Here is a 17,422-nt window from a genome sequence, read left to right as displayed (position 1 = left end):
CTCGAGAAACGATAAATGCTATCCCGCAAATGGCCTAAACGGTATATCACAAGCTCGAGAAACGATAAAAGGTATACCGCAAAGAGCCTAAACGGTATATCACAAGACCGAGAAAGAATAAATGGTATACCGCAACACAGCATAAATGTAGTATCATCAACCTTTGTGTAAAAAGAGTCAATAAAATAGTGAAATAAGTAAAAAAGACGATCAATCCGATCGTCTTTTTATGTAGAAATTTTCAATCGTATTGTTGGAATATTATGTTAGTATGGAAGAGTGATTGAGATTATTTAAGGGGCGAAATATTGTAATGACAATTAATTTTAAACAATGTAACCTAGAGGATTTACACATACTTCAAGAAATTAGTTATGAAACATTTAATGAGACGTTTAAGGATCAAAACTCACCCGAAAATATGAGTGCTTATTTGGAAAAGGCATTTAATTTAGAACAATTGGAAAAAGAAATATCCAACATTTCATCGCAATTCTTTTTTGTTTATTTCCAAAATGAACTCGCTGGATATTTAAAGGTCAATACAAATGATGCTCAGTCGGAAGAAATAGGGAATGACTCTCTTGAAATTGAGAGGATTTATATAAAGAACAAATATCAAAAACACGGTCTTGGTAAATATCTATTTTATAAAGCGATTGAAATTGCGCAGGAAACGAATAAAAAGAGAATCTGGCTAGGTGTATGGGAAAAGAATGGAAATGCCATTGCTTTTTATAAGAAATTAGGGTTTGTTCAAACCGGAGCTCACTCTTTTTACATGGGTGATGAGGAACAAACGGATTATATTATGACAAAAACAATTATGTAGTGAGCCATTTATTGAAAGGTGGATATTCATGTATATACCTAAATATTTTAGGATTGATGATGAAGAAGTGATCTATGATTTTATTAAGGAGCATAGCTTTGCAACTTTGGTTTCCCAATATAATGGGGAGCCCTATGCGACCCATCTTCCATTGATGTTTTATAAATCGGAACATGCTTTATATGGGCATTTTGCACGTCCGAACGAACAATGGCTGGATGTTGAGAATCAACAAATACTTGCGATTTTCCAAGGTCCTCATTGCTATATTTCTCCTTCTTGGTACGAAACAACGAAGGCAGTGCCTACCTGGAACTATGTATCGATCCATATATATGGAAAGCTTGAAATTATTGAGGATAAGAAAGTCATGTTTGATTCGTTAAATGACTTGGTCAATAAATATGAAAGCCCTGACAGTACATACAATCTAAGTGGTGTAGATCCCAGTTATGTAGAAGGGATGAGTAAAGGAATTGTAGCGTTCAGAATCAACATCACAAAGATCGAGGGAAAAGCCAAATTAAGTCAAAATCATCCTACTGAACGACAAGAGTTAGTTATAAAACATTTAGAAAATAGTTCACAACACGATCAAATGCAAATAGCATCTCTAATGAAGAAAAATCTCCAAAAATTAAAATAAAGCTTTAGGGAGTGTGGAAACGGTGACTGCTAATAAAATGGTTAATTCTAAAAGTATTCCTTATAGATTAATAGAACAAAAGGATGAAACAAATAGCTTAGTTATTGTCTTACCAGGGGCTGGATATACAACACAAGCTCCATTATTGCACTTTACAACAGGGGTATTCTACTCGAAAGGTTTTGATGTATTACATATTAACTATAAGTTTAGTAGGGAAGAGATGTCTGCTCTAAATGAAAGGGATTTTGCAAGAGATGTACAACTTGCGATTGACAACGCTACTAAGAACAAGAAATACAGTAATTATTATCTAGTGGCGAAATCTATAGGAACCATCGCTTTGAGTTATTTGCTTGACCATTCAATGCCCAAAGACGCAAATATAGTATGGTTGACTCCTTTGCTACAAAGAGATGACGTATTTAATGCAATGGCTAACAGTGAAAATAGAGGACTTTGTATGATTGGAGATAAAGATAGTTGTTTCATTGAGGAACGCTTTGAAAAATTGAATAATAATCAAAATCTTAGACTTAAAGTAGTTGAGGGTGGAAATCACGCTTTAGAACTTGATAAAGAACCAATTCAATCGATTGAGATTTTAAAAAGTGTTATTTCTGCCATTAATGAGTTCTAGTGACTAGCTTAAATCTTGGGGGTAAATAATGCCGAAAACAAGGTATTCAAAAGTATGGAATCTAGATAAATTGTTCCTAGATGGTCGTAATTCTTCACAACTACATAATCATATAAAACAACTAGAGTTAAAGGTTAGTGAATTAGAAGAAATAATAAATACTTATCAAAACCTATCCGATGTTAGTGAATCGCCTAGAGTCGAATCTGTTATGAAACACATTACTGACATTCGGATACACCTGTCTGAAGCCAAGTCTTTTATAACGTGTCTTCTTGCACAAAACCCAAAAGATCAAATTGCTATGACACTAAGAGGGCAGATATCATCTATAAATGCTGACTTTGAATCAACAATTAAAAAATTTCAATATACCATTTTAAACACAAGCGAACTTGTGTGGGAAGATTTATTAGAAACGAAGAATCTACATAAATATAAGTTTGTCCTTACTGAAATGCGTGAAACAGTAGCAATGTTTCTTTCTGAGGAAGAAGAAAAGTTAGTTTCAGACCTGATGGTTGATGGTTACCACGCTTGGGGTCAGTTTTATCAATCACTTTTAGGTAGTATAAAAGTTAAGCTACAAATCGAGGAAGCACCCAAAGTGCTATCTGTGGGTCAAGCCATTAATTTACGTTCTCACCCAGAAGAACGGGTTCGTAAAATGGCCCATTTTGCATTAGAAGATATTTGGAAAAATAAAGAAGAACAATTTGCACAAATAATAAATCATATTGCTGGTTTTCGATTACAGGTTTATAAAAACAGAGGCATAGATAATGTTTTAGTTGAACCGCTAATGGAGAATCGTTTGAAACAGGAAACACTAAACGCAATGTGGTCAGCGGTAAGTAGATATAAAAAACCTTTTATTACTTATTTAAATGAAAAAGCAAAAATGAATGGCGATAAAAAAATGCCGTCTTATAACTTTTGGGCTCCTATTGGAAAGGGAAATCGAAAGATAGATTACGAAGAAGCCGTAGATTTTATATTGGAGCATTTTAGTCATTTTGGAAATGAAATGGTGAATTTTACTAAACAAGCATTTGATAACGGTTGGATAGAGGCTGAAGACCGACCTAATAAGTCAGCTGTTGCATTTTGTGCAGGATTTCCTCTTTCTAGCGAATCAAGAGTTTTTATGACGTATGGAGAGAGAATGACAAATGTATTAACGTCAGCACATGAATTAGGTCATGCTTTTCACAATGAGGCAATGAAACATGTTGATGGGGTGAATAGACAATATCCATTAAGTATTGCTGAAACAGCTTCTACTTTTTCTGAACAAATCATATTAGATGCGGCATTAAATAAAGCGGGTTCTACTGAAGAAAAATTGTTTTTACTGGATGAAAAATTAAAGCGAAGCGTCATGAATTTTATGAACATGCATTCTAGATTCCTGTTTGAAAAGAATTTTTATGAAGAACGTAAAATGGGAATTGTGTCATCAAAACGCTTAAAAGAACTTATGCAAGTTGCTTTTGATGTGGCTTATGAGGGATCGCTTGATCATGTTTCTTTATACTCATGGGTCTGGACCCCACATTATTATCTTACACAATCGCCATTCTATAATTTTCAATATACGTTTGGGTACTTATTTTCCCTTAGTCTTTATGCAAAATTCAAAGATAAAGGAAAAGAGTTTGAAAAGGAGTACATCGAATTACTACGTGATTCAGGAAGTATGTCAACGGAAGATTTAGTGATGAAGCATTTGAAAGAAGATATCACTTTGGTTGATTTTTGGGAAAATGGAATGAAATTATGTGTTAAAGATGTTGATGATTTTATTAATTTAATAGCTAAATAAAATAAAGTGTGAAGTTCGTTGATCCAAAAAGGATAAACGCATTTTCTGTTAAAGTTACTTAGCTAACGAAAGTAATCCTGCCTAAGTTAAAAAGAAGAAATAATAGCATTTATAGTGTAGTGTAATATTTGTATTCGTAAAAAGGAGGATTCTACTTTTGAATATTTTAATTTTAGGTGCAACTGGACGAGTTGGAAGTCAAATAGTTAATTATGCTCTTCATGACAGACATCATGTTACTGTATTAGTTCGTACTCCAGAGAAGATTCAAATAAATAATGAAAGATTAACTATTATTCGAGGTAATGTTTTAAATAAAGAGGATATTGTACGTGCAATGCAAGGCATTGATGTTGTTATTAGTGCGCTAAATACTGATGGGGCAACAACTTTGTCTGAAAGTATGCTGCACATTATCGAAGCAATGGAAAACGAAGGTATACAACGGATTATTACTATAGGAACTGCAGGTATCCTACAAAGTAGAACCACTCCAAATTTATTACGCTATCAATCAAGTGAATCAAAGCGTAAATCAACCCGTGCAGCAGAAGAACATCATAAAGTTTACGATATGCTTAAACAATCAACACTCGAATGGACTATTGTATGTCCTACATATTTACCGGTTGGAGAAAGTTTAGGTGAATATCGTTTGGAACGTGATTTTTTGCCGCTAGATGGAGTTAAAATATACGTATCGGATACAGCAGAATTTACATATAAGCAGATTGAAAGTAACAATTATATAAAATCACGTGTAGGTATCGCCTACTAATAATATTCTCTAACATTACAACTTGCTGTTAGAAGGTAAAGCAGATTGTTTATGAATACTTACACTTAAAGGGTGCATTAACCAAGTAGGATTGATGCCCCATTTTTATGAGTTATTACTAGGTTTAGTAGAAGGAAGAGGTAATTTCAATATCGAATTAGATTTGTTTGATTCATGAAGCAGTTTAGTTTTAGGGGGAGTTTTCAATGGCAAAGGGGTTGCTTCATCATATTGAAATATATGTTTCAGATTTAAGGAGGACAGTAGATTTCTGGGGTTGGTTTCTTGAGGAATTGGGATATGAACCTTATCAAGAGTGGGAAAAAGGACGAAGCTGGAAAATGGATGAGACATATATTGTTTTTGTCCAAGCTGAGGACAGATTTTTAGATATCCCGTATCATCGATGCCGAGTAGGTCTTAATCATCTAGCTTTTCATGCAAGTTCACGTCAACATGTAGATGAAATGACAAACAAACTTATCGAAAAAGGAATACATCTTCTTTATCCAGAAAAGCATCCTCTTGCTGGAGGAGAGGATCATTATGCTGTTTATTTTGAAGACCCTGATCGAATAAAAGTAGAATTTGTGGCGCCAAAATAGGGACTGGATCGGTCTTCAATGACTTTTTCAACGTAAATCGTAAGAAGGAATATGGTGAGTAATGTCGAAATAGTATTATAACAGCATACGGAAAAGACCATAAGGAGGCATAAGACAGTGGATAAATTATGGATCAACTCTTCAAAATAAAATATTTTGAGGAGGAAAAATGAATGGCGATAAATTTTAATAATAGTAAAAACATAAATAGAGAACAACTAGAACGATTATATAATGATGTAGAATGGTATGCTTATACACAAGATCTAGATGTCCTTCAACAGGCATTTGAACAATCGTTAGAAGTTATATCTGCTTGGGATGGCGAAGAATTAGTTGGGTTAATTCGTATTATTGGTGATGGATTAACGATTATCTACATTCAAGATATTCTTGTATTAAATGCTTATCAAAACCAAGGAATTGCTACTCAACTCATGCAACGGGTTCTCGAGAAATATAAAAATGTTCGTCAAAAAGTTTTATTAACAGATGAAGCCCCTGATGTAAGACATTTTTATGAAAAGAATGGTTTCCATTCTTGCGATAATGGATCTTTGGTTGCATTTGCTAAGTTTAATTAGGGATTTATTCGAGGGTTAGTATAGCAATAAAATACAATTAAGCGTTGCATCATAATATGGTGTAACGTTTTTTCCTTTTATATGATCGGAGGTAAGTCATGAAAAATGAGGATTGTGATTTGAAACACTCAAATGGTGTCAAGGAAAAGAAACTGGAAGTAATTAATGGATACACAATAAAGTACCATGCAAACGGAAAAACAATATGGTCAAAGGGGAAAATGATTGAAGATACACCTGAAGGCTATTGGGAATGGTACCGTTCCGATGGAACAATAAAGCGTTCAGGGTATTTTGAAAAAGGTGAACCAGTTGGTGAATGGGTCACCTATGATAGCAAAGGTGAAAAATACAAAACCACCAATCGTAATAAAAAATAATAGAGTAAATTCTGTTTCTTCTCCATTTCTTATTTCAGCTAAGAGTAGGTTTCTTCAAGAAGATATCCCTTCTATATCTAAAAGTAAGTCGCTGTTTTGCTTCTTAAATATTTATTTATTTCTAGGAATAAGTTAAAATTAGAAAAAAATGTAAAATTAAGGGTGTGTTCATATGGCGACGATAGAGGATTTTTTAAAATTGGATATCCGAATTGGAACTGTTGTTAAAGCAGAGCCTTTTCCAGAGGCCAGAAAACCTGCAATTAAATTAGAAATTGATTTTGGAGAAATTGGGTTGAAACAGACTTCAGCCCAAATTACTCGAAGATATCAACCAGAACAACTTATAGGTACACAGGTGGTTGCAGTCGTAAATTTCCCTCCGAGACGAATCGCAGGCTTTAAGTCAGAAGTACTGGTAATTGGAGGAATCCCTGAAGAAGGTGACGTGGTCCTTTTAAAGCCGGATGAACATGTGGAAAATGGAACACCAATCGCATAGAAAAATTTAAATATGGGGCACTTTCGAGAAGGTGGATTGCTTTTTCCTGTCGCAGATTAATACCTACGAAGGAGTTTAATGGGCTAACAAGAGTAGAATGGGTGCCAGGGCAGCAATTGAATCTATGTTCCATTGCACCTGGCATCGCATTTTTGTCTTATAACGTATTTTTGAACTCTACCATAATCTTATTAAACGAACTTTCTTCTGATGGTACTCAATTTCCAATGAGTCATCCGAAACGGAAAGAACTTTTATGTCAATTTTATCTGGATGATCTACCGGATGCCAAGAAAGGTTGTCTGCGTTATCCACTTCAAGTGTAATGACCTTTTCTTTCTCGTCATACATCCATCTGCCATGATAAAATATTCCTTCATCACCCTTAATTTCTCCCAGATTTGCTAAACCAGTTTCGGAGAGTAGGAGTGATATATATTCATCCTCATCTGTATTTTCCCATGATCCAGTCGCTGGATGGTCTATTATTGATGGATCTATTGGTGTGACCGATAATTCTGGTTGAATTTTTCGTTCCTCCACTATTTCAAGTTCTCTGATGATCTTTGTATGTGGCAAATAGTTGATTTTTACCTTATCACCAATATAATACTGTTCAGGGTGTGTTAAAACATAGTCCTTATTTTCTATTTCTACTGTCGTGTAAGAAAGTGATTTTCTGCCTGAAACCTCTTCATAATAAGATACATAGCCGGTCGCCGTTTCCGTTTTTCCAAAGAGATAGGATGGAAAGTCAAGCAAAAAGTTCCCTCCAATGGCCAATGCGCCTGCTGGAATTCCTAAAAAAATACAAGGGATCAGAATCCATGAAAAAACGGAGAAAAGTATTTCCTTCGTTGTTGTCTTCCATTTTTGAAATGGAGTAAGTTTCTGTAGACGTTTTGCTTTCTCATTTCGTTTCTTTTCTTTGTAAAAGGCCATATTCTTTCGATAAGCAGGATTTTTTCGTAATCGGTATTGTTTATACAAGCCTTCCCAGACAATTTTCCAAAAAAAGATCGTTAGTATCCCAATCGAGCAAACGGAAATGGTTAAAAAATAGAACAGATAATATGAAAAAAATGCGGTTAATAACCATATCGGGATGAATGCAAATAATATGTATAGCATCTAAATCTCCTTTCCTTTTTTTTTATTATAAAAGAAAATAGTATAATTTGGATGCAAATATTAAAGATGTTATTGAACTCTCAGTCTTAGATGATTGGATATTAGAAAAATGTAATGGTGGTGGCGCCGCAATACAATCTGGAATAATACTAAAAGACTAATGTAAACCTTGAGAACATTCATCCTCAAGGTTTACATTATTTTTGTCTTATTTATAAATGCTGCCACATTAGATTTTCAAATGGTCCATATGTCTAAGTTAATTCTCATCATCATCATCGTGGTCATCATCATCCCAATCATGCTTACCACAATTATCGGAGAAAGAAGTTTTGTTACAGTCAAAGCATTGAGCGAATGAATCATCGGGGCATTCCCCTGGAATTGGCTTTAAACGATAAAAATGGTTAAAACTAACCTACCTCAATAGTTGAATAATTTGCCCCTTAGACAAAACATACTCATGTTATTGATAAACCCTAACACAAAACAATTATTCTATAGGGTGTGGTTTGGGCAGGGATACTTTGTGTGGTGGGTCCAAAGACCACAATTAGATCCCTGTTCGCAGGATTCATTGTAAAAGGCTGCCCATTGGTTAATACGATTTTAGTATATGGTGAAATATTTAAGCGTAATTGTCCATCGCTACTCACCAACTGACTATTAAAATAATCTACTTTTACTTTCTGATTTGGGCTTACTTTTACCATAACAAGTGCTTGATATTGTGGAGGATAAATAAGAAGGGCAGGAGCATCTCCATTATAATATCCAGTCACTTGATCTCCAACATTCACCATTACATGGTCTACAAAGTAAGTGGAAGGTGACACCACGAAGTTTACTATTTCTCCCAATCCGTTCTCTACAGTAAATAATTTAAAACAGCCTTCACCATTTTGACCTGTAAAAAAATCACTAATCATTGTAACAGTTCCCTGAAACGAATAAAAATTTGTCATACAGTACCTCCATTCTTTTTAATAGAGATTAAATTAAACAATAAAGCGAGCTTTTTCTTTCGAAATTAGTAGAGACTCCTGATCTTTGTTCCAAGTATCGCTGTTGCCAATCTCATAGATGTAAACTGAGTGCCATTCCATGTTAGTAGGTCTTCGATATAACCTAATGTATCTGAATTTGAAATACCAATGATCCTTCTTGAAACAAGTAAATCATAACTCGTAAACTTTAGATTCATAACAATCGGATTTAAAGCCCCAGCAGCAAGAACCTCGCCTTTGACTGGTTGTTTTAATTTACCATTTCCATCGTAAAGTTGTGATAAATAATCATATCCTTTGTAGCTAATGTCAAGAGTGAAAAGCAGTCCTAATGGTGGACTTGCAACACTTACTTTATAAAGATCTTCATAATTGACTTCGAAAGTATAGCTATTATTATATTTTTCAATATCAAACAATTGTCTTGGAATATTATTTTTGAAGGAGTAAATGTAGAAAAAACCGTACCCGCCACTTCCTCCCGACTCGATACTTACCAATATATCGACTATGTTATCTTTAGAAAAATCCCCAAGGAAGAGTTTAGCATTGTATCCAGCATTATTTTGAAGATTAATTGTTGTAGCTTGGTTAGAACGCCCATCTTGAAGGACAAGTGTAATATGATCTGCGAAGATATCTGTTTCAACGTTTTTTTTACCAAATAAATATACGTAATCAACTATTCCGTCTCCTGTAACATCACCTTGCTTCATATCAAGTAACACTACGTTTCCAGAATAAATATAGGGCGCATCTGTTTGTTCTCGAAATTGCATGTACAAATAAATTCCCTCCAATAAACATTTACAATTGCTTAGTGTACCTTATGCAGGTTAATACCTATATGACATAAGGTTAAGAAAATATTACGTTTAGTAATACTGAATGATTCTAAAGTGTGAAATTGTGCATTGGTGATGATTTATGTAAGAGCGGGAAATCTTTACTAAAAAACAAAAAAGCCTTGTGGTTAATTCCACAAGGTGTTTTTGTCTTTAATATAAAGTAGGGATTGGGTAACAGGCAACCGTTTCAATTAATCTTTCATCAAAACCATAGAATGTCCAGAATGTACCAGTCCACCTATATCCAGCAACCTCACCAAATTGGAGGTACGTCGGATAAAACCAGAATTCCTCTCCATTTACTAACCAAACATATGTGTAGTTAGATAAACAGTCAACTAAATAGTGTGAAGGAAACGGTTTAGGTGGAGCGTATGGAGGGGGTGGGGATTGTGGTTGTTGTCTCATTGAGCCTTGAGCTGGAAAAAAAGACATATATATTCACTTCCTTATTAGATCATCACCCAACATAATATGCTGATAGTTTTAAAAGAGTTAATAATTGGGGCAAAATCAAGGTGAACTTGGATAACGTTGCGTAATCATTGTCTATGAAAAACTTACCTTTATGTTGGTGTAAAAAAGGAGCGAAATAAAAAAGGCCAAATCTATACAGATCGACCAATAGAAGAGTTATTCCTGTTCAGATTTATCATGAAATTTACTTATAGCTGCAGTTGCGACAGCCGATGAGAAATCGCCAATTGCACGTAAAATTCCAAAGAGCAATTCCATTTGATCAACTCCTTCACTTCATTATATACCAAAAATAGGAAATATAATAAAACTTTTAAAAAATCTGCAATGGATTCGCGAAGTCTAGTTCTAGGAATGATCTGCCAAAGAATAACCGGAAAAGTTATCCTTGAAGGATTATTGCTTATTTTTGTTGAAGTTATTGTATTAATAGGCAGGTTTGGTGAAATTTGATGAATGGGAGGCAAAAAAATGTCTTATGAAGAGAGGTGTCCATTTTGTAATCCGGAAAGAGATAAGGACCAGAATATCATTTTTGAAAATGATACGTGTTACTTTCTGCACAATAATCATCATCAAGATGTGTTAGAGGGAAGTGGGGTAATCGTTCCTAAAAAACACCACGCGGATGCCTTTGCATTAACAGAAGAGGAATGGAAAGATACATATGAGTTACTACAAAAGGCTAAAACATATTTAGATAAAAGGTTTTCCCCCAATGGTTATACACTTGGTTGGAACGTTGGTGAAGTTTCTAATCAATCTATCTTCCATAGTCATTTTCACGTAATCCCGAGATACAACGATGAACCGTTAGCTGGTAAAGGAGTTCGGTATTGGTTAAAACAACCTGAAAATAAGAGAGAAAAACGAAGGAAGATATAGATAGAAGCGGTATAGAGTTTCGAGATATTAGTTTTTAAATATAAGGGATGATGGCATTGAAAATAATTGAAACGAAGAGATTGTATTTAAGAGAATTGGCCTTAAAGGATACTGAAGAGTTATCAAAGGTTCTTTCTGACCCAGAATCTATGCAATACTATCCAGAGCCATTTAGCAAAGAGAAGGTGGAAAAGTGGATTCGATGGAATATTAATAATTATAAAAAGTATAACCATGGATTATGGGCGGTCATTTTAAAAGATGGAGAAAAGTTCATTGGAGATTGTGGGATTACCATGCAAATAATTGAAAAAGAAACACTACCAGAGATTGGATTTCATATTATAAAGGACTATTGGAATAAAGGCTATGCAACAGAAGCCGCACTGGCTTGTAAGGATTATGCGTTTCGGGTATTAAATTATCCCAAGGTATTTTCGTATACCACAGTTAAAAATATTCCCTCTCAAAAGGTAGCAGAGAAAATAGGGATGCAAGAATATAAGTTAATTGAAAAAAATGGCGAGAAACAAATTGTTCAAGTAGCCTTTAATACGGATGATTCTACAAATGTGACCAAATAAGCAGGAAGGTATTCCTAGTTTAAATAATAAATTAGGAATAAATATAGGAATCATTGGTAGTCGACTGGTTTTTTTATTGAGGTTATAATGTTAATAATTCACACAAGACTTCTATTCCTTATTGAAACGATGAATGACCAAAGTCGCGGATTTAAGACATTTTTTATATGTTGGCCACGACGATTGAAGGGAGATAATAAATGAATTTGTTTGCTAAAAGGATAATTATAATCTCAATACTAATCATGTTATTATCAATGTTAGATTTCTTGGATAATACAATCATAAGTATATTTAATCTTGAAGACGAGGGAACCTTTGAATTAATGGTGGATTTTATGAGTCCTATTTTTGAAGTTACTTTAATGTTTTGGGCCTTATTAACAGGGAAGAAAATTATTAGCCACATTAAAGAGGAAGAAGAGCAATATAAACGCTTGGTCCAATTATCTCCCGAAGCTATCATTATCCATAATAGAGGGGAAATCCTTTATATTAATGAAAGTGGAGCAAATTTACTTGGTTCAAGTTCACCAAGTGAACTACTTAATCGAGACATCAGTGAATTTGTACATCCTGATTCTAAGGAACTTATTAAGAAATTAAAAGAGCACTTAGATCAATTCCCCAAGAGTGAATTTAATGAGCAGGTTAAAATTAAAAGAATTGATGGGGCCGTAATTGACTTAGAGTTTAAATCGACTAAAATTGAATTCAAAGGAATATCGGCACGAGAACTAATAGCAAGAGATATAACGATACAAAAGTCCGAAATTGAAAGTGTAACGCGATTAGCTTATCAAGATGCATTAACTGGTTTACCTAATCGAAGAGCCTTCATGGATCAACTCAGTCTATTGTTATCGAAATCAGAAAAAGAGAATATAAGGTTTGGGTTAATGTTTATTGACTTGGATGGCTTTAAGCAAGTGAATGACACACTTGGCCATGATGGAGGGGATATCCTCCTTAAACAGGTTAGTGATTATTTTAAGAAATGTGTAGGAGATAAAGGTGTTGTAGCAAGGTTAGCTGGAGACGAGTTTATCGTCTTGCTAGATAACGTAAGTGAAAAAGAGAGTATAATGATTGCGAATAGGATCATTGAGAGTCTAAATTCTCCAATTATTATTTTTGGAAAAAGAGTTAGAGTTACATCAAGCGTAGGAATAGCCCTATATCCACAACACGGTCTTGAGGCTACCGATTTAATTAATCATGCTGATATGGCTATGTATCAAGCAAAACAAAAAGGGAAAAATAATTTTCAACTATTTAATCCCTATAGTTTAAAAGAGACAATAAAAAATTGATGAACTTGCTTTTTTGTATTTAGAAAACAAGTATATTCCCGTAGAAAAAGAGTTGTATTTTTAAGCCTGAAACTTTTTGTTGTCAATTGAAATAATCGTTTGTCCATTTGTATTTTTTGCGATTTCTTTTGTCTCTTCAACTAGTTGTGATATATGAAGACAACATTGCTGTGCCCCTTTGACAAGTAGTGGCACGCCAATCGAGTTAATTCCAAGTCCTCTTGAGAAAAACCCTCCCATTGTCATCGCAAAAGGGACAACAGGTGAAGTATTCGAAAAAATAATTTTTTCTTTAATGTTATAGCGATTTACGATGATCTCACTGAAATGATAGAGAGAAGGGAGGACGAGTTTTGATGAACGTTTTCCAAGTGTATACACAAGATTCCCTTCAACATCTTCACCATGTAAAATGAATTTTCCTGCATCCTCTTTCTTAAGTTTGTTAAAATATGGGACTTCTAAAATTTCATCTTTCTCTAAAATTTTCGAAGGGTCATTGAAGATTTTAAGATGATAAGCAGCTGCTAGTGAGGTGGAATGTGTTCCTCCGAAATCATGATAAATATAAAGCATATAGATCACCCTAATTCTCTGTTTGTCTGTAAGCTTTTATTTGGGTTTTTAAAGAGGCATAAACCCCGACAGCTGCATTACCGTAGAAAAAGCCCATAAATATTCCCTCAAAAAGGTGATGCCGATGAGCAAAAAATATCGAAATAATTAGGCCAATCACATTTGCTACAGTAGGAATAAAAGCTTTACGAATAGGCAGAAACCATTTACATATTTGAGTCAAGATAATAACTAATGGGACTGATATTAGAGCATCCCAAACGTTGGTATGTATGGTAGGGAAATTCTCCAAAATACTATACACCTCATCAACTCTATTTTTATTATTCAACATCTGTAGGTGAATGAATATGATCCTTATACACATCTAAAAAAAGTGATCCTTGACTATTCACAACTGCATAGTATACATCTTTAATCTGTACATTTCTTTTTTTACACTCTTCCTCAATCCATTTATGATCGTAAGGTCCTACTGCATTTTTATGTATGATCTTTCCGTCCATAATTAGTTCTATAGGTAAGGACTCATGAGAAATGGGTAAATTTAAATCTTGTTTTGTTATATTCTGAAATTGTGTCTTTTTAAGGACGGAAAGTTCACCGCTGACTTCTAATAAAGCGTATTCCACTTCAGAAATATTAAAAATGTTCCTTTCTCTTAGGTATTGGTTAAGATCATCAATTGAAAATTTTATTTTTTTCATATTCTTATCCAATAGCTTTCCTTTTTCGATTAAGACAGTAGGTCTACCTGATAACAACTTTCTTAGACTTCTGCTTCTAAAAGATAGCACCATGAAAAAGTAAAATAATAAAATTAATACAAGAAATGAACTAAGCATTTCTTTGAATGGTAATTTAGTATGAAATCCCATATTGGCTATAATGGAACCAATTGTTATAGATAAGGCGAAACTAAAATGATTTTTATGAGGATTAATGTGTTTTCCAATACTGAAAGTTACAAGTACTAAGATGATAAAGCTTACACCTGTTCTCCATATAGGTAAAAATAAATCTTCCATTGTTTCTCCCATTTGTCCAGTGTTTGGATAGTAATAAAAAGCAGATTATATCCATTTACTTTTTGCAATAGCAATAGCAATAGATATGATCATTAAAAAAAATGAAACTTTCGATTCCTATTTATCCTTTTCTTTCACATCATCTTCTTCATCGCCTACTTTTATTTTGATATTTTGATCGCTTTTTTTAGCATTTTGAGTGTGTACCTTTGATTTATTATCTGATTCTTCTTTTGGTGGAGCACATCCAATAAGCATAAGAACGGTAATAATTACATTAATAAGAAGTATAAATTTTTTTTTCATGAACATTCCCCCATAGGATGTTAAATAGGTTTAATCAAATCTTATTAATTACAGTATCCAAAAGATGAATAAATAAACTTCAGTATGAAAAAAATCATGTGTATAGGATGTATTTGTCACGTTGACTATTTCGATTTTTTAAGACGTTTATGGGTACGAAAGTTGGTTAACCAAAGTGTTGGTTTCAAGGGGATTTACTTTTACTTTTTTTGATTATGCGTATGTTTTTTTACTTCCAATCTATGAAAAAGCATACGCATTTCTTTGTTACGTATGCTTTTATCGTATTTATATTAAAAACTCATACGCAAATGGATATTAATTACAGATGTTGTCTCTTTTAAAAACATTTCTACCTTTTTTTGGATTTTGTGAATGATTTTATACTGTAAATCTAGGAAAAAACATACGCATTTCATTTTCACGTATGCTTTTATCGGCTTTTTTATTAAAAAATAATACACAAATGGGTATTATTTACATTCATTGTCTTTTTTTAAAAAAATCCCTGCCTTTTTTTGGATTTTACTAATGACTTCATGCTGCCAATCTATCTAAAAGCATACGCAATCTTTTATTACGTGAATGAAAAAAGAAACTTTTTAGTAAGTTATCCGTATAGATAGTAATGAAAGTTGAAAGGAGTCTATATGGAATCTATATTATTATTTTCAGTTATCATTGGGTTGGCTTCTACTCTCATCCTCTTTCCGTTTATACGAAATACGAGCAAGAAGGAAAAGGAAAAGAAAGCTAAACCCCAAACAGGTCTTCTCCTATTAAGTGCGGTTCTTTTTACTCTTCTCGTATTTCTTTTTTTCTATCTCACGAATCTAGATCGTAACTTTTCTTCGGTTTGGTTATTAGCACTTTTTGTTACAGCTGCTGGAGCATTCTTTGCAACTGGGATTGAAAGAATGGTCAAAGGTGCATTATTTGTAGGAAGTCTTCTTTTTTGCATTTATTTAGGAACGGCTTTCCTTTTTAATGCGGATGAAAAGTTTGAAATTGCCAGCATGGCGCAAGAAACGGAGATTGAAGTGTTTGATGAAACCAAAACACCAGCTAGTGTCCCTCCACAGTTTGCGCGTAATAAAATGAAAAAGGCCTTTGGTCAAGTTCCTGACACGAGTTATTATGAGCTAGGAAACTTGCAAATCCAAAAGGTTAACAATGAGTATGTGTATATAGCGCCAATCGAATTTTCTGGTTTTTTCAAATGGTGGAATGGAAAAACGACACCAGGATACTTCACGATTAGTGCTACGGATTCAACGGATAATCCAAAGTTTGTGAAGACAGAAATGTCATATACGCCATCCTCTTATTTTCATAAGGATCTTGAACGCCATATCCGAATGAAATACCCAAATATGATCTTTTACGGAGATCCTCAATTGGAAATTGATGAGGAAGGAAAGCCATTTTATATTCGCTCATATGGGGAATTTATTTCAGCACGTAATGGTTTTGAAGTAGCCGGAATCGTCCTCGTTGACCCAGCTTCAGGGAAAACAGAGATGTACGGTTTAGCTGATGTTCCTTCCTTTATTGATGGAGCTGTATCCCCAGAAGTGGTTAGCTTGCAAAATAGCTACTATGGGAATTATGTGAATGGTTTCTGGAACAGTAAGTTTGGAAAATCTGACGTAAAACTTCCATCGGATGAAGGAACGGAAGCAAATGTGAGTCCGATTTTTGATGAAAATGGAGATATGTATTATTTCACTGATTTTACCAGTCCAAAAGAAGGCGTTGACTCGATGCTAGGCTATTCTCTCACAAATTCAAGAACGGGGGAGGCTACTTATTTTACGGGTAACTTACAAGAATCGTATATGGATTCACAAGGTGCTCTTCAAATTATTGAAAAGAAATTCATTGAAAAGAAATGGGATGGCGAGATGCCGATTCTCTATAACTTTTATGGAGAGGCAAGCTGGTTAACGCCAGTATTGGATGCGAATGGATTTTTGCAGAACTATTTTATCGTTTCAGCTGCTAATCCGGAAATTTCTGTATACGGGAATACGCCAAACGAAGCGTTAAAGCTGTACAAAACGGCTTTGCAACGTGGTGGAGGAACGGTTGACGGAACGTCGGAAGCAGCAGAAAAACAAGTGAGCGGGAAAGTCATCCGTGTTTATAAAGAAAAGGGAGAAAATGCTACGATTGTTTACTTTTTATTAGATAATAACCAAAGTTACATGATCTCATCTGAGAATAGTCCCAAAACGATATATTTACAGGCAGATGATACAGTAAATGTGAAGTACCTTGATACAGGTGAAGAATTTTTACCAGCAAAAACCCTTGTGATACAAGGTTTAAATTAATATGTTTACGAAGAACGTGTCGGTCGTGGTGACCGGCACTTTTTTGTTGAAAGTACTGCTAGAAGGATTATCGCCTATTTTTGTTGAATTTATTAAACGAAGCAAGGTTACTTAACGAGGAGAACGAAATAGTAAAGAA

Annotated in this window: 21 protein-coding genes; 13 read left to right on the top strand and 8 right to left on the bottom strand. The window is 34.1% G+C overall.

What is annotated here, in order from left to right; genetic code table 11:
• Nucleotides 1–313 precede the first annotated feature (313 nt).
• The 9 genes from paiA to csaA all read left to right on the top strand — a co-directional run bounded on the left by paiA (nucleotide 314) and on the right by csaA (nucleotide 6,792).
• Complete coding sequence (paiA, locus tag CKK03_RS19895; RefSeq protein WP_099364252.1) at nucleotides 314–832, top strand: spermidine/spermine N(1)-acetyltransferase; 519 nt, start codon at nucleotides 314–316, stop codon at nucleotides 830–832.
• Between the two features lie 28 nt (nucleotides 833–860).
• Nucleotides 861–1,478, top strand: a complete 618-nt coding sequence (locus tag CKK03_RS19890) for an FMN-binding negative transcriptional regulator (RefSeq protein WP_099364251.1) — start codon at nucleotides 861–863, stop codon at nucleotides 1,476–1,478.
• Nucleotides 1,479–1,500: 22 nt separating this feature from the next.
• Entirely contained in the window at nucleotides 1,501–2,118 is a 618-nt protein-coding gene (locus CKK03_RS19885; RefSeq protein WP_245864220.1) for an alpha/beta hydrolase, read from the top strand.
• Nucleotides 2,119–2,146: 28 nt separating this feature from the next.
• Nucleotides 2,147–3,943 carry a M3 family oligoendopeptidase gene (locus CKK03_RS19880; RefSeq protein ID WP_099364250.1) on the top strand — a complete coding sequence of 599 codons (1,797 nt, stop codon included), beginning with the start codon at nucleotides 2,147–2,149 and terminating at the stop codon, nucleotides 3,941–3,943.
• A 157-nt stretch (nucleotides 3,944–4,100) separates the two neighbouring features.
• Entirely contained in the window at nucleotides 4,101–4,721 is a 621-nt protein-coding gene (locus CKK03_RS19875; protein ID WP_099364249.1) for an NAD(P)-dependent oxidoreductase, read from the top strand.
• Between the two features lie 206 nt (nucleotides 4,722–4,927).
• A complete protein-coding gene (locus CKK03_RS19870; protein ID WP_099364248.1) occupies nucleotides 4,928–5,326 on the top strand; it encodes a VOC family protein in 399 nt (132 codons plus the stop codon).
• A 173-nt stretch (nucleotides 5,327–5,499) separates the two neighbouring features.
• The gene (locus tag CKK03_RS19865) at nucleotides 5,500–5,910 is read left to right on the top strand and encodes a GNAT family N-acetyltransferase (RefSeq protein WP_099364247.1); all 411 of its coding nucleotides are present in this window, start codon (nucleotides 5,500–5,502) and stop codon (nucleotides 5,908–5,910) included.
• Between the two features lie 98 nt (nucleotides 5,911–6,008).
• A complete protein-coding gene (locus CKK03_RS19860; RefSeq protein ID WP_099364246.1) occupies nucleotides 6,009–6,290 on the top strand; it encodes a toxin-antitoxin system YwqK family antitoxin in 282 nt (93 codons plus the stop codon).
• Between the two features lie 172 nt (nucleotides 6,291–6,462).
• On the top strand, nucleotides 6,463–6,792 hold the full coding sequence (gene csaA / locus CKK03_RS19855) for a chaperone CsaA (protein ID WP_099364245.1): 330 nt from the start codon (nucleotides 6,463–6,465) through the stop codon (nucleotides 6,790–6,792).
• 177 nt (nucleotides 6,793–6,969) lie between these two features.
• Here the strand turns inward: csaA and CKK03_RS19850 are convergent, their stop codons facing one another.
• From CKK03_RS19850 to CKK03_RS19835, 5 genes are all read right to left on the bottom strand, one after another.
• Nucleotides 6,970–7,923 carry a hypothetical protein gene (locus tag CKK03_RS19850; protein WP_099364244.1) on the bottom strand — a complete coding sequence of 318 codons (954 nt, stop codon included), beginning with the start codon at nucleotides 7,921–7,923 and terminating at the stop codon, nucleotides 6,970–6,972.
• 237 nt (nucleotides 7,924–8,160) lie between these two features.
• Nucleotides 8,161–8,289, bottom strand: coding sequence for a hypothetical protein (locus CKK03_RS24190; protein ID WP_281254539.1), 129 nt, complete (start codon nucleotides 8,287–8,289; stop codon nucleotides 8,161–8,163).
• Nucleotides 8,290–8,402: 113 nt separating this feature from the next.
• Nucleotides 8,403–8,888 carry a hypothetical protein gene (locus CKK03_RS19845; RefSeq protein WP_099364243.1) on the bottom strand — a complete coding sequence of 162 codons (486 nt, stop codon included), beginning with the start codon at nucleotides 8,886–8,888 and terminating at the stop codon, nucleotides 8,403–8,405.
• A gap of 65 nt (nucleotides 8,889–8,953) precedes the next feature.
• Nucleotides 8,954–9,709: a YybI family spore inner coat protein gene (locus CKK03_RS19840; RefSeq protein ID WP_099364300.1), complete on the bottom strand. Its 756-nt coding sequence runs from the start codon at nucleotides 9,707–9,709 to the stop codon at nucleotides 8,954–8,956.
• Between the two features lie 219 nt (nucleotides 9,710–9,928).
• Nucleotides 9,929–10,213 carry a transporter gene (locus CKK03_RS19835; protein WP_180271323.1) on the bottom strand — a complete coding sequence of 95 codons (285 nt, stop codon included), beginning with the start codon at nucleotides 10,211–10,213 and terminating at the stop codon, nucleotides 9,929–9,931.
• A 513-nt stretch (nucleotides 10,214–10,726) separates the two neighbouring features.
• Between CKK03_RS19835 and CKK03_RS19825 the strand changes: the two genes are divergently transcribed.
• The 3 genes from CKK03_RS19825 (at nucleotide 10,727) to CKK03_RS19815 (ending at nucleotide 13,037) form a co-directional block, all read left to right on the top strand.
• Entirely contained in the window at nucleotides 10,727–11,140 is a 414-nt protein-coding gene (locus CKK03_RS19825; RefSeq protein WP_099364241.1) for an HIT family protein, read from the top strand.
• Nucleotides 11,141–11,196: 56 nt separating this feature from the next.
• On the top strand, nucleotides 11,197–11,724 hold the full coding sequence (locus tag CKK03_RS19820) for a GNAT family N-acetyltransferase (protein ID WP_099364240.1): 528 nt from the start codon (nucleotides 11,197–11,199) through the stop codon (nucleotides 11,722–11,724).
• A 200-nt stretch (nucleotides 11,725–11,924) separates the two neighbouring features.
• Nucleotides 11,925–13,037 carry a sensor domain-containing diguanylate cyclase gene (locus tag CKK03_RS19815; protein ID WP_099364239.1) on the top strand — a complete coding sequence of 371 codons (1,113 nt, stop codon included), beginning with the start codon at nucleotides 11,925–11,927 and terminating at the stop codon, nucleotides 13,035–13,037.
• 60 nt (nucleotides 13,038–13,097) lie between these two features.
• Here the strand turns inward: CKK03_RS19815 and CKK03_RS19810 are convergent, their stop codons facing one another.
• From CKK03_RS19810 to CKK03_RS19795, 3 genes are all read right to left on the bottom strand, one after another.
• Nucleotides 13,098–13,613, bottom strand: a complete 516-nt coding sequence (locus CKK03_RS19810; RefSeq protein WP_099364238.1) for a DUF3189 family protein — start codon at nucleotides 13,611–13,613, stop codon at nucleotides 13,098–13,100.
• A 323-nt stretch (nucleotides 13,614–13,936) separates the two neighbouring features.
• Nucleotides 13,937–14,641 (bottom strand): DUF421 domain-containing protein, encoded by a 705-nt coding sequence (locus CKK03_RS19800; protein WP_099364236.1) that lies wholly within the window; start codon nucleotides 14,639–14,641, stop codon nucleotides 13,937–13,939.
• A 117-nt stretch (nucleotides 14,642–14,758) separates the two neighbouring features.
• The gene (locus tag CKK03_RS19795) at nucleotides 14,759–14,947 is read right to left on the bottom strand and encodes a hypothetical protein (RefSeq protein WP_099364235.1); all 189 of its coding nucleotides are present in this window, start codon (nucleotides 14,945–14,947) and stop codon (nucleotides 14,759–14,761) included.
• Between the two features lie 650 nt (nucleotides 14,948–15,597).
• On the opposite strand from CKK03_RS19795, the gene CKK03_RS19790 reads away from it, so the two are divergent.
• The gene (locus CKK03_RS19790) at nucleotides 15,598–17,283 is read left to right on the top strand and encodes a hypothetical protein (RefSeq protein WP_099364234.1); all 1,686 of its coding nucleotides are present in this window, start codon (nucleotides 15,598–15,600) and stop codon (nucleotides 17,281–17,283) included.
• Nucleotides 17,284–17,422: the final 139 nt, after the last annotated feature.

It is taken from the genome of Fredinandcohnia onubensis (assembly GCF_002734215.1).
In the GTDB taxonomy this organism is placed as follows: domain Bacteria; phylum Bacillota; class Bacilli; order Bacillales; family Bacillaceae_L; genus Ferdinandcohnia; species Ferdinandcohnia onubensis.
This window is presented reverse-complemented; position numbering and strand designations above follow the sequence as displayed.

What these genes read in the sequence shown, in the direction of transcription:
- CKK03_RS19810 (WP_099364238.1), bottom strand. Translation starts at nt 13,613, where the DNA reads ATGCTTTATATTTATCATGATTTCGGAGGAACACATTCCACCTCACTA.
- CKK03_RS19800 (WP_099364236.1), bottom strand. Translation starts at nt 14,641, where the DNA reads ATGGAAGATTTATTTTTACCTATATGGAGAACAGGTGTAAGCTTTATC.
- CKK03_RS19790 (WP_099364234.1), top strand. Translation starts at nt 15,598, where the DNA reads ATGGAATCTATATTATTATTTTCAGTTATCATTGGGTTGGCTTCTACT.
- CKK03_RS19870 (WP_099364248.1), top strand. Translation starts at nt 4,928, where the DNA reads ATGGCAAAGGGGTTGCTTCATCATATTGAAATATATGTTTCAGATTTA.
- CKK03_RS24190 (WP_281254539.1), bottom strand. Translation starts at nt 8,289, where the DNA reads ATGATTCATTCGCTCAATGCTTTGACTGTAACAAAACTTCTTTCTCCG.
- CKK03_RS19850 (WP_099364244.1), bottom strand. Translation starts at nt 7,923, where the DNA reads ATGCTATACATATTATTTGCATTCATCCCGATATGGTTATTAACCGCA.
- CKK03_RS19835 (WP_180271323.1), bottom strand. Translation starts at nt 10,213, where the DNA reads ATGTCTTTTTTTCCAGCTCAAGGCTCAATGAGACAACAACCACAATCC.
- CKK03_RS19845 (WP_099364243.1), bottom strand. Translation starts at nt 8,888, where the DNA reads ATGACAAATTTTTATTCGTTTCAGGGAACTGTTACAATGATTAGTGAT.
- CKK03_RS19880 (WP_099364250.1), top strand. Translation starts at nt 2,147, where the DNA reads ATGCCGAAAACAAGGTATTCAAAAGTATGGAATCTAGATAAATTGTTC.
- CKK03_RS19815 (WP_099364239.1), top strand. Translation starts at nt 11,925, where the DNA reads ATGAATTTGTTTGCTAAAAGGATAATTATAATCTCAATACTAATCATG.
- CKK03_RS19840 (WP_099364300.1), bottom strand. Translation starts at nt 9,709, where the DNA reads ATGCAATTTCGAGAACAAACAGATGCGCCCTATATTTATTCTGGAAAC.
- csaA (WP_099364245.1), top strand. Translation starts at nt 6,463, where the DNA reads ATGGCGACGATAGAGGATTTTTTAAAATTGGATATCCGAATTGGAACT.
- CKK03_RS19865 (WP_099364247.1), top strand. Translation starts at nt 5,500, where the DNA reads ATGGCGATAAATTTTAATAATAGTAAAAACATAAATAGAGAACAACTA.
- paiA (WP_099364252.1), top strand. Translation starts at nt 314, where the DNA reads ATGACAATTAATTTTAAACAATGTAACCTAGAGGATTTACACATACTT.
- CKK03_RS19795 (WP_099364235.1), bottom strand. Translation starts at nt 14,947, where the DNA reads ATGAAAAAAAAATTTATACTTCTTATTAATGTAATTATTACCGTTCTT.
- CKK03_RS19860 (WP_099364246.1), top strand. Translation starts at nt 6,009, where the DNA reads ATGAAAAATGAGGATTGTGATTTGAAACACTCAAATGGTGTCAAGGAA.
- CKK03_RS19825 (WP_099364241.1), top strand. Translation starts at nt 10,727, where the DNA reads ATGTCTTATGAAGAGAGGTGTCCATTTTGTAATCCGGAAAGAGATAAG.
- CKK03_RS19890 (WP_099364251.1), top strand. Translation starts at nt 861, where the DNA reads ATGTATATACCTAAATATTTTAGGATTGATGATGAAGAAGTGATCTAT.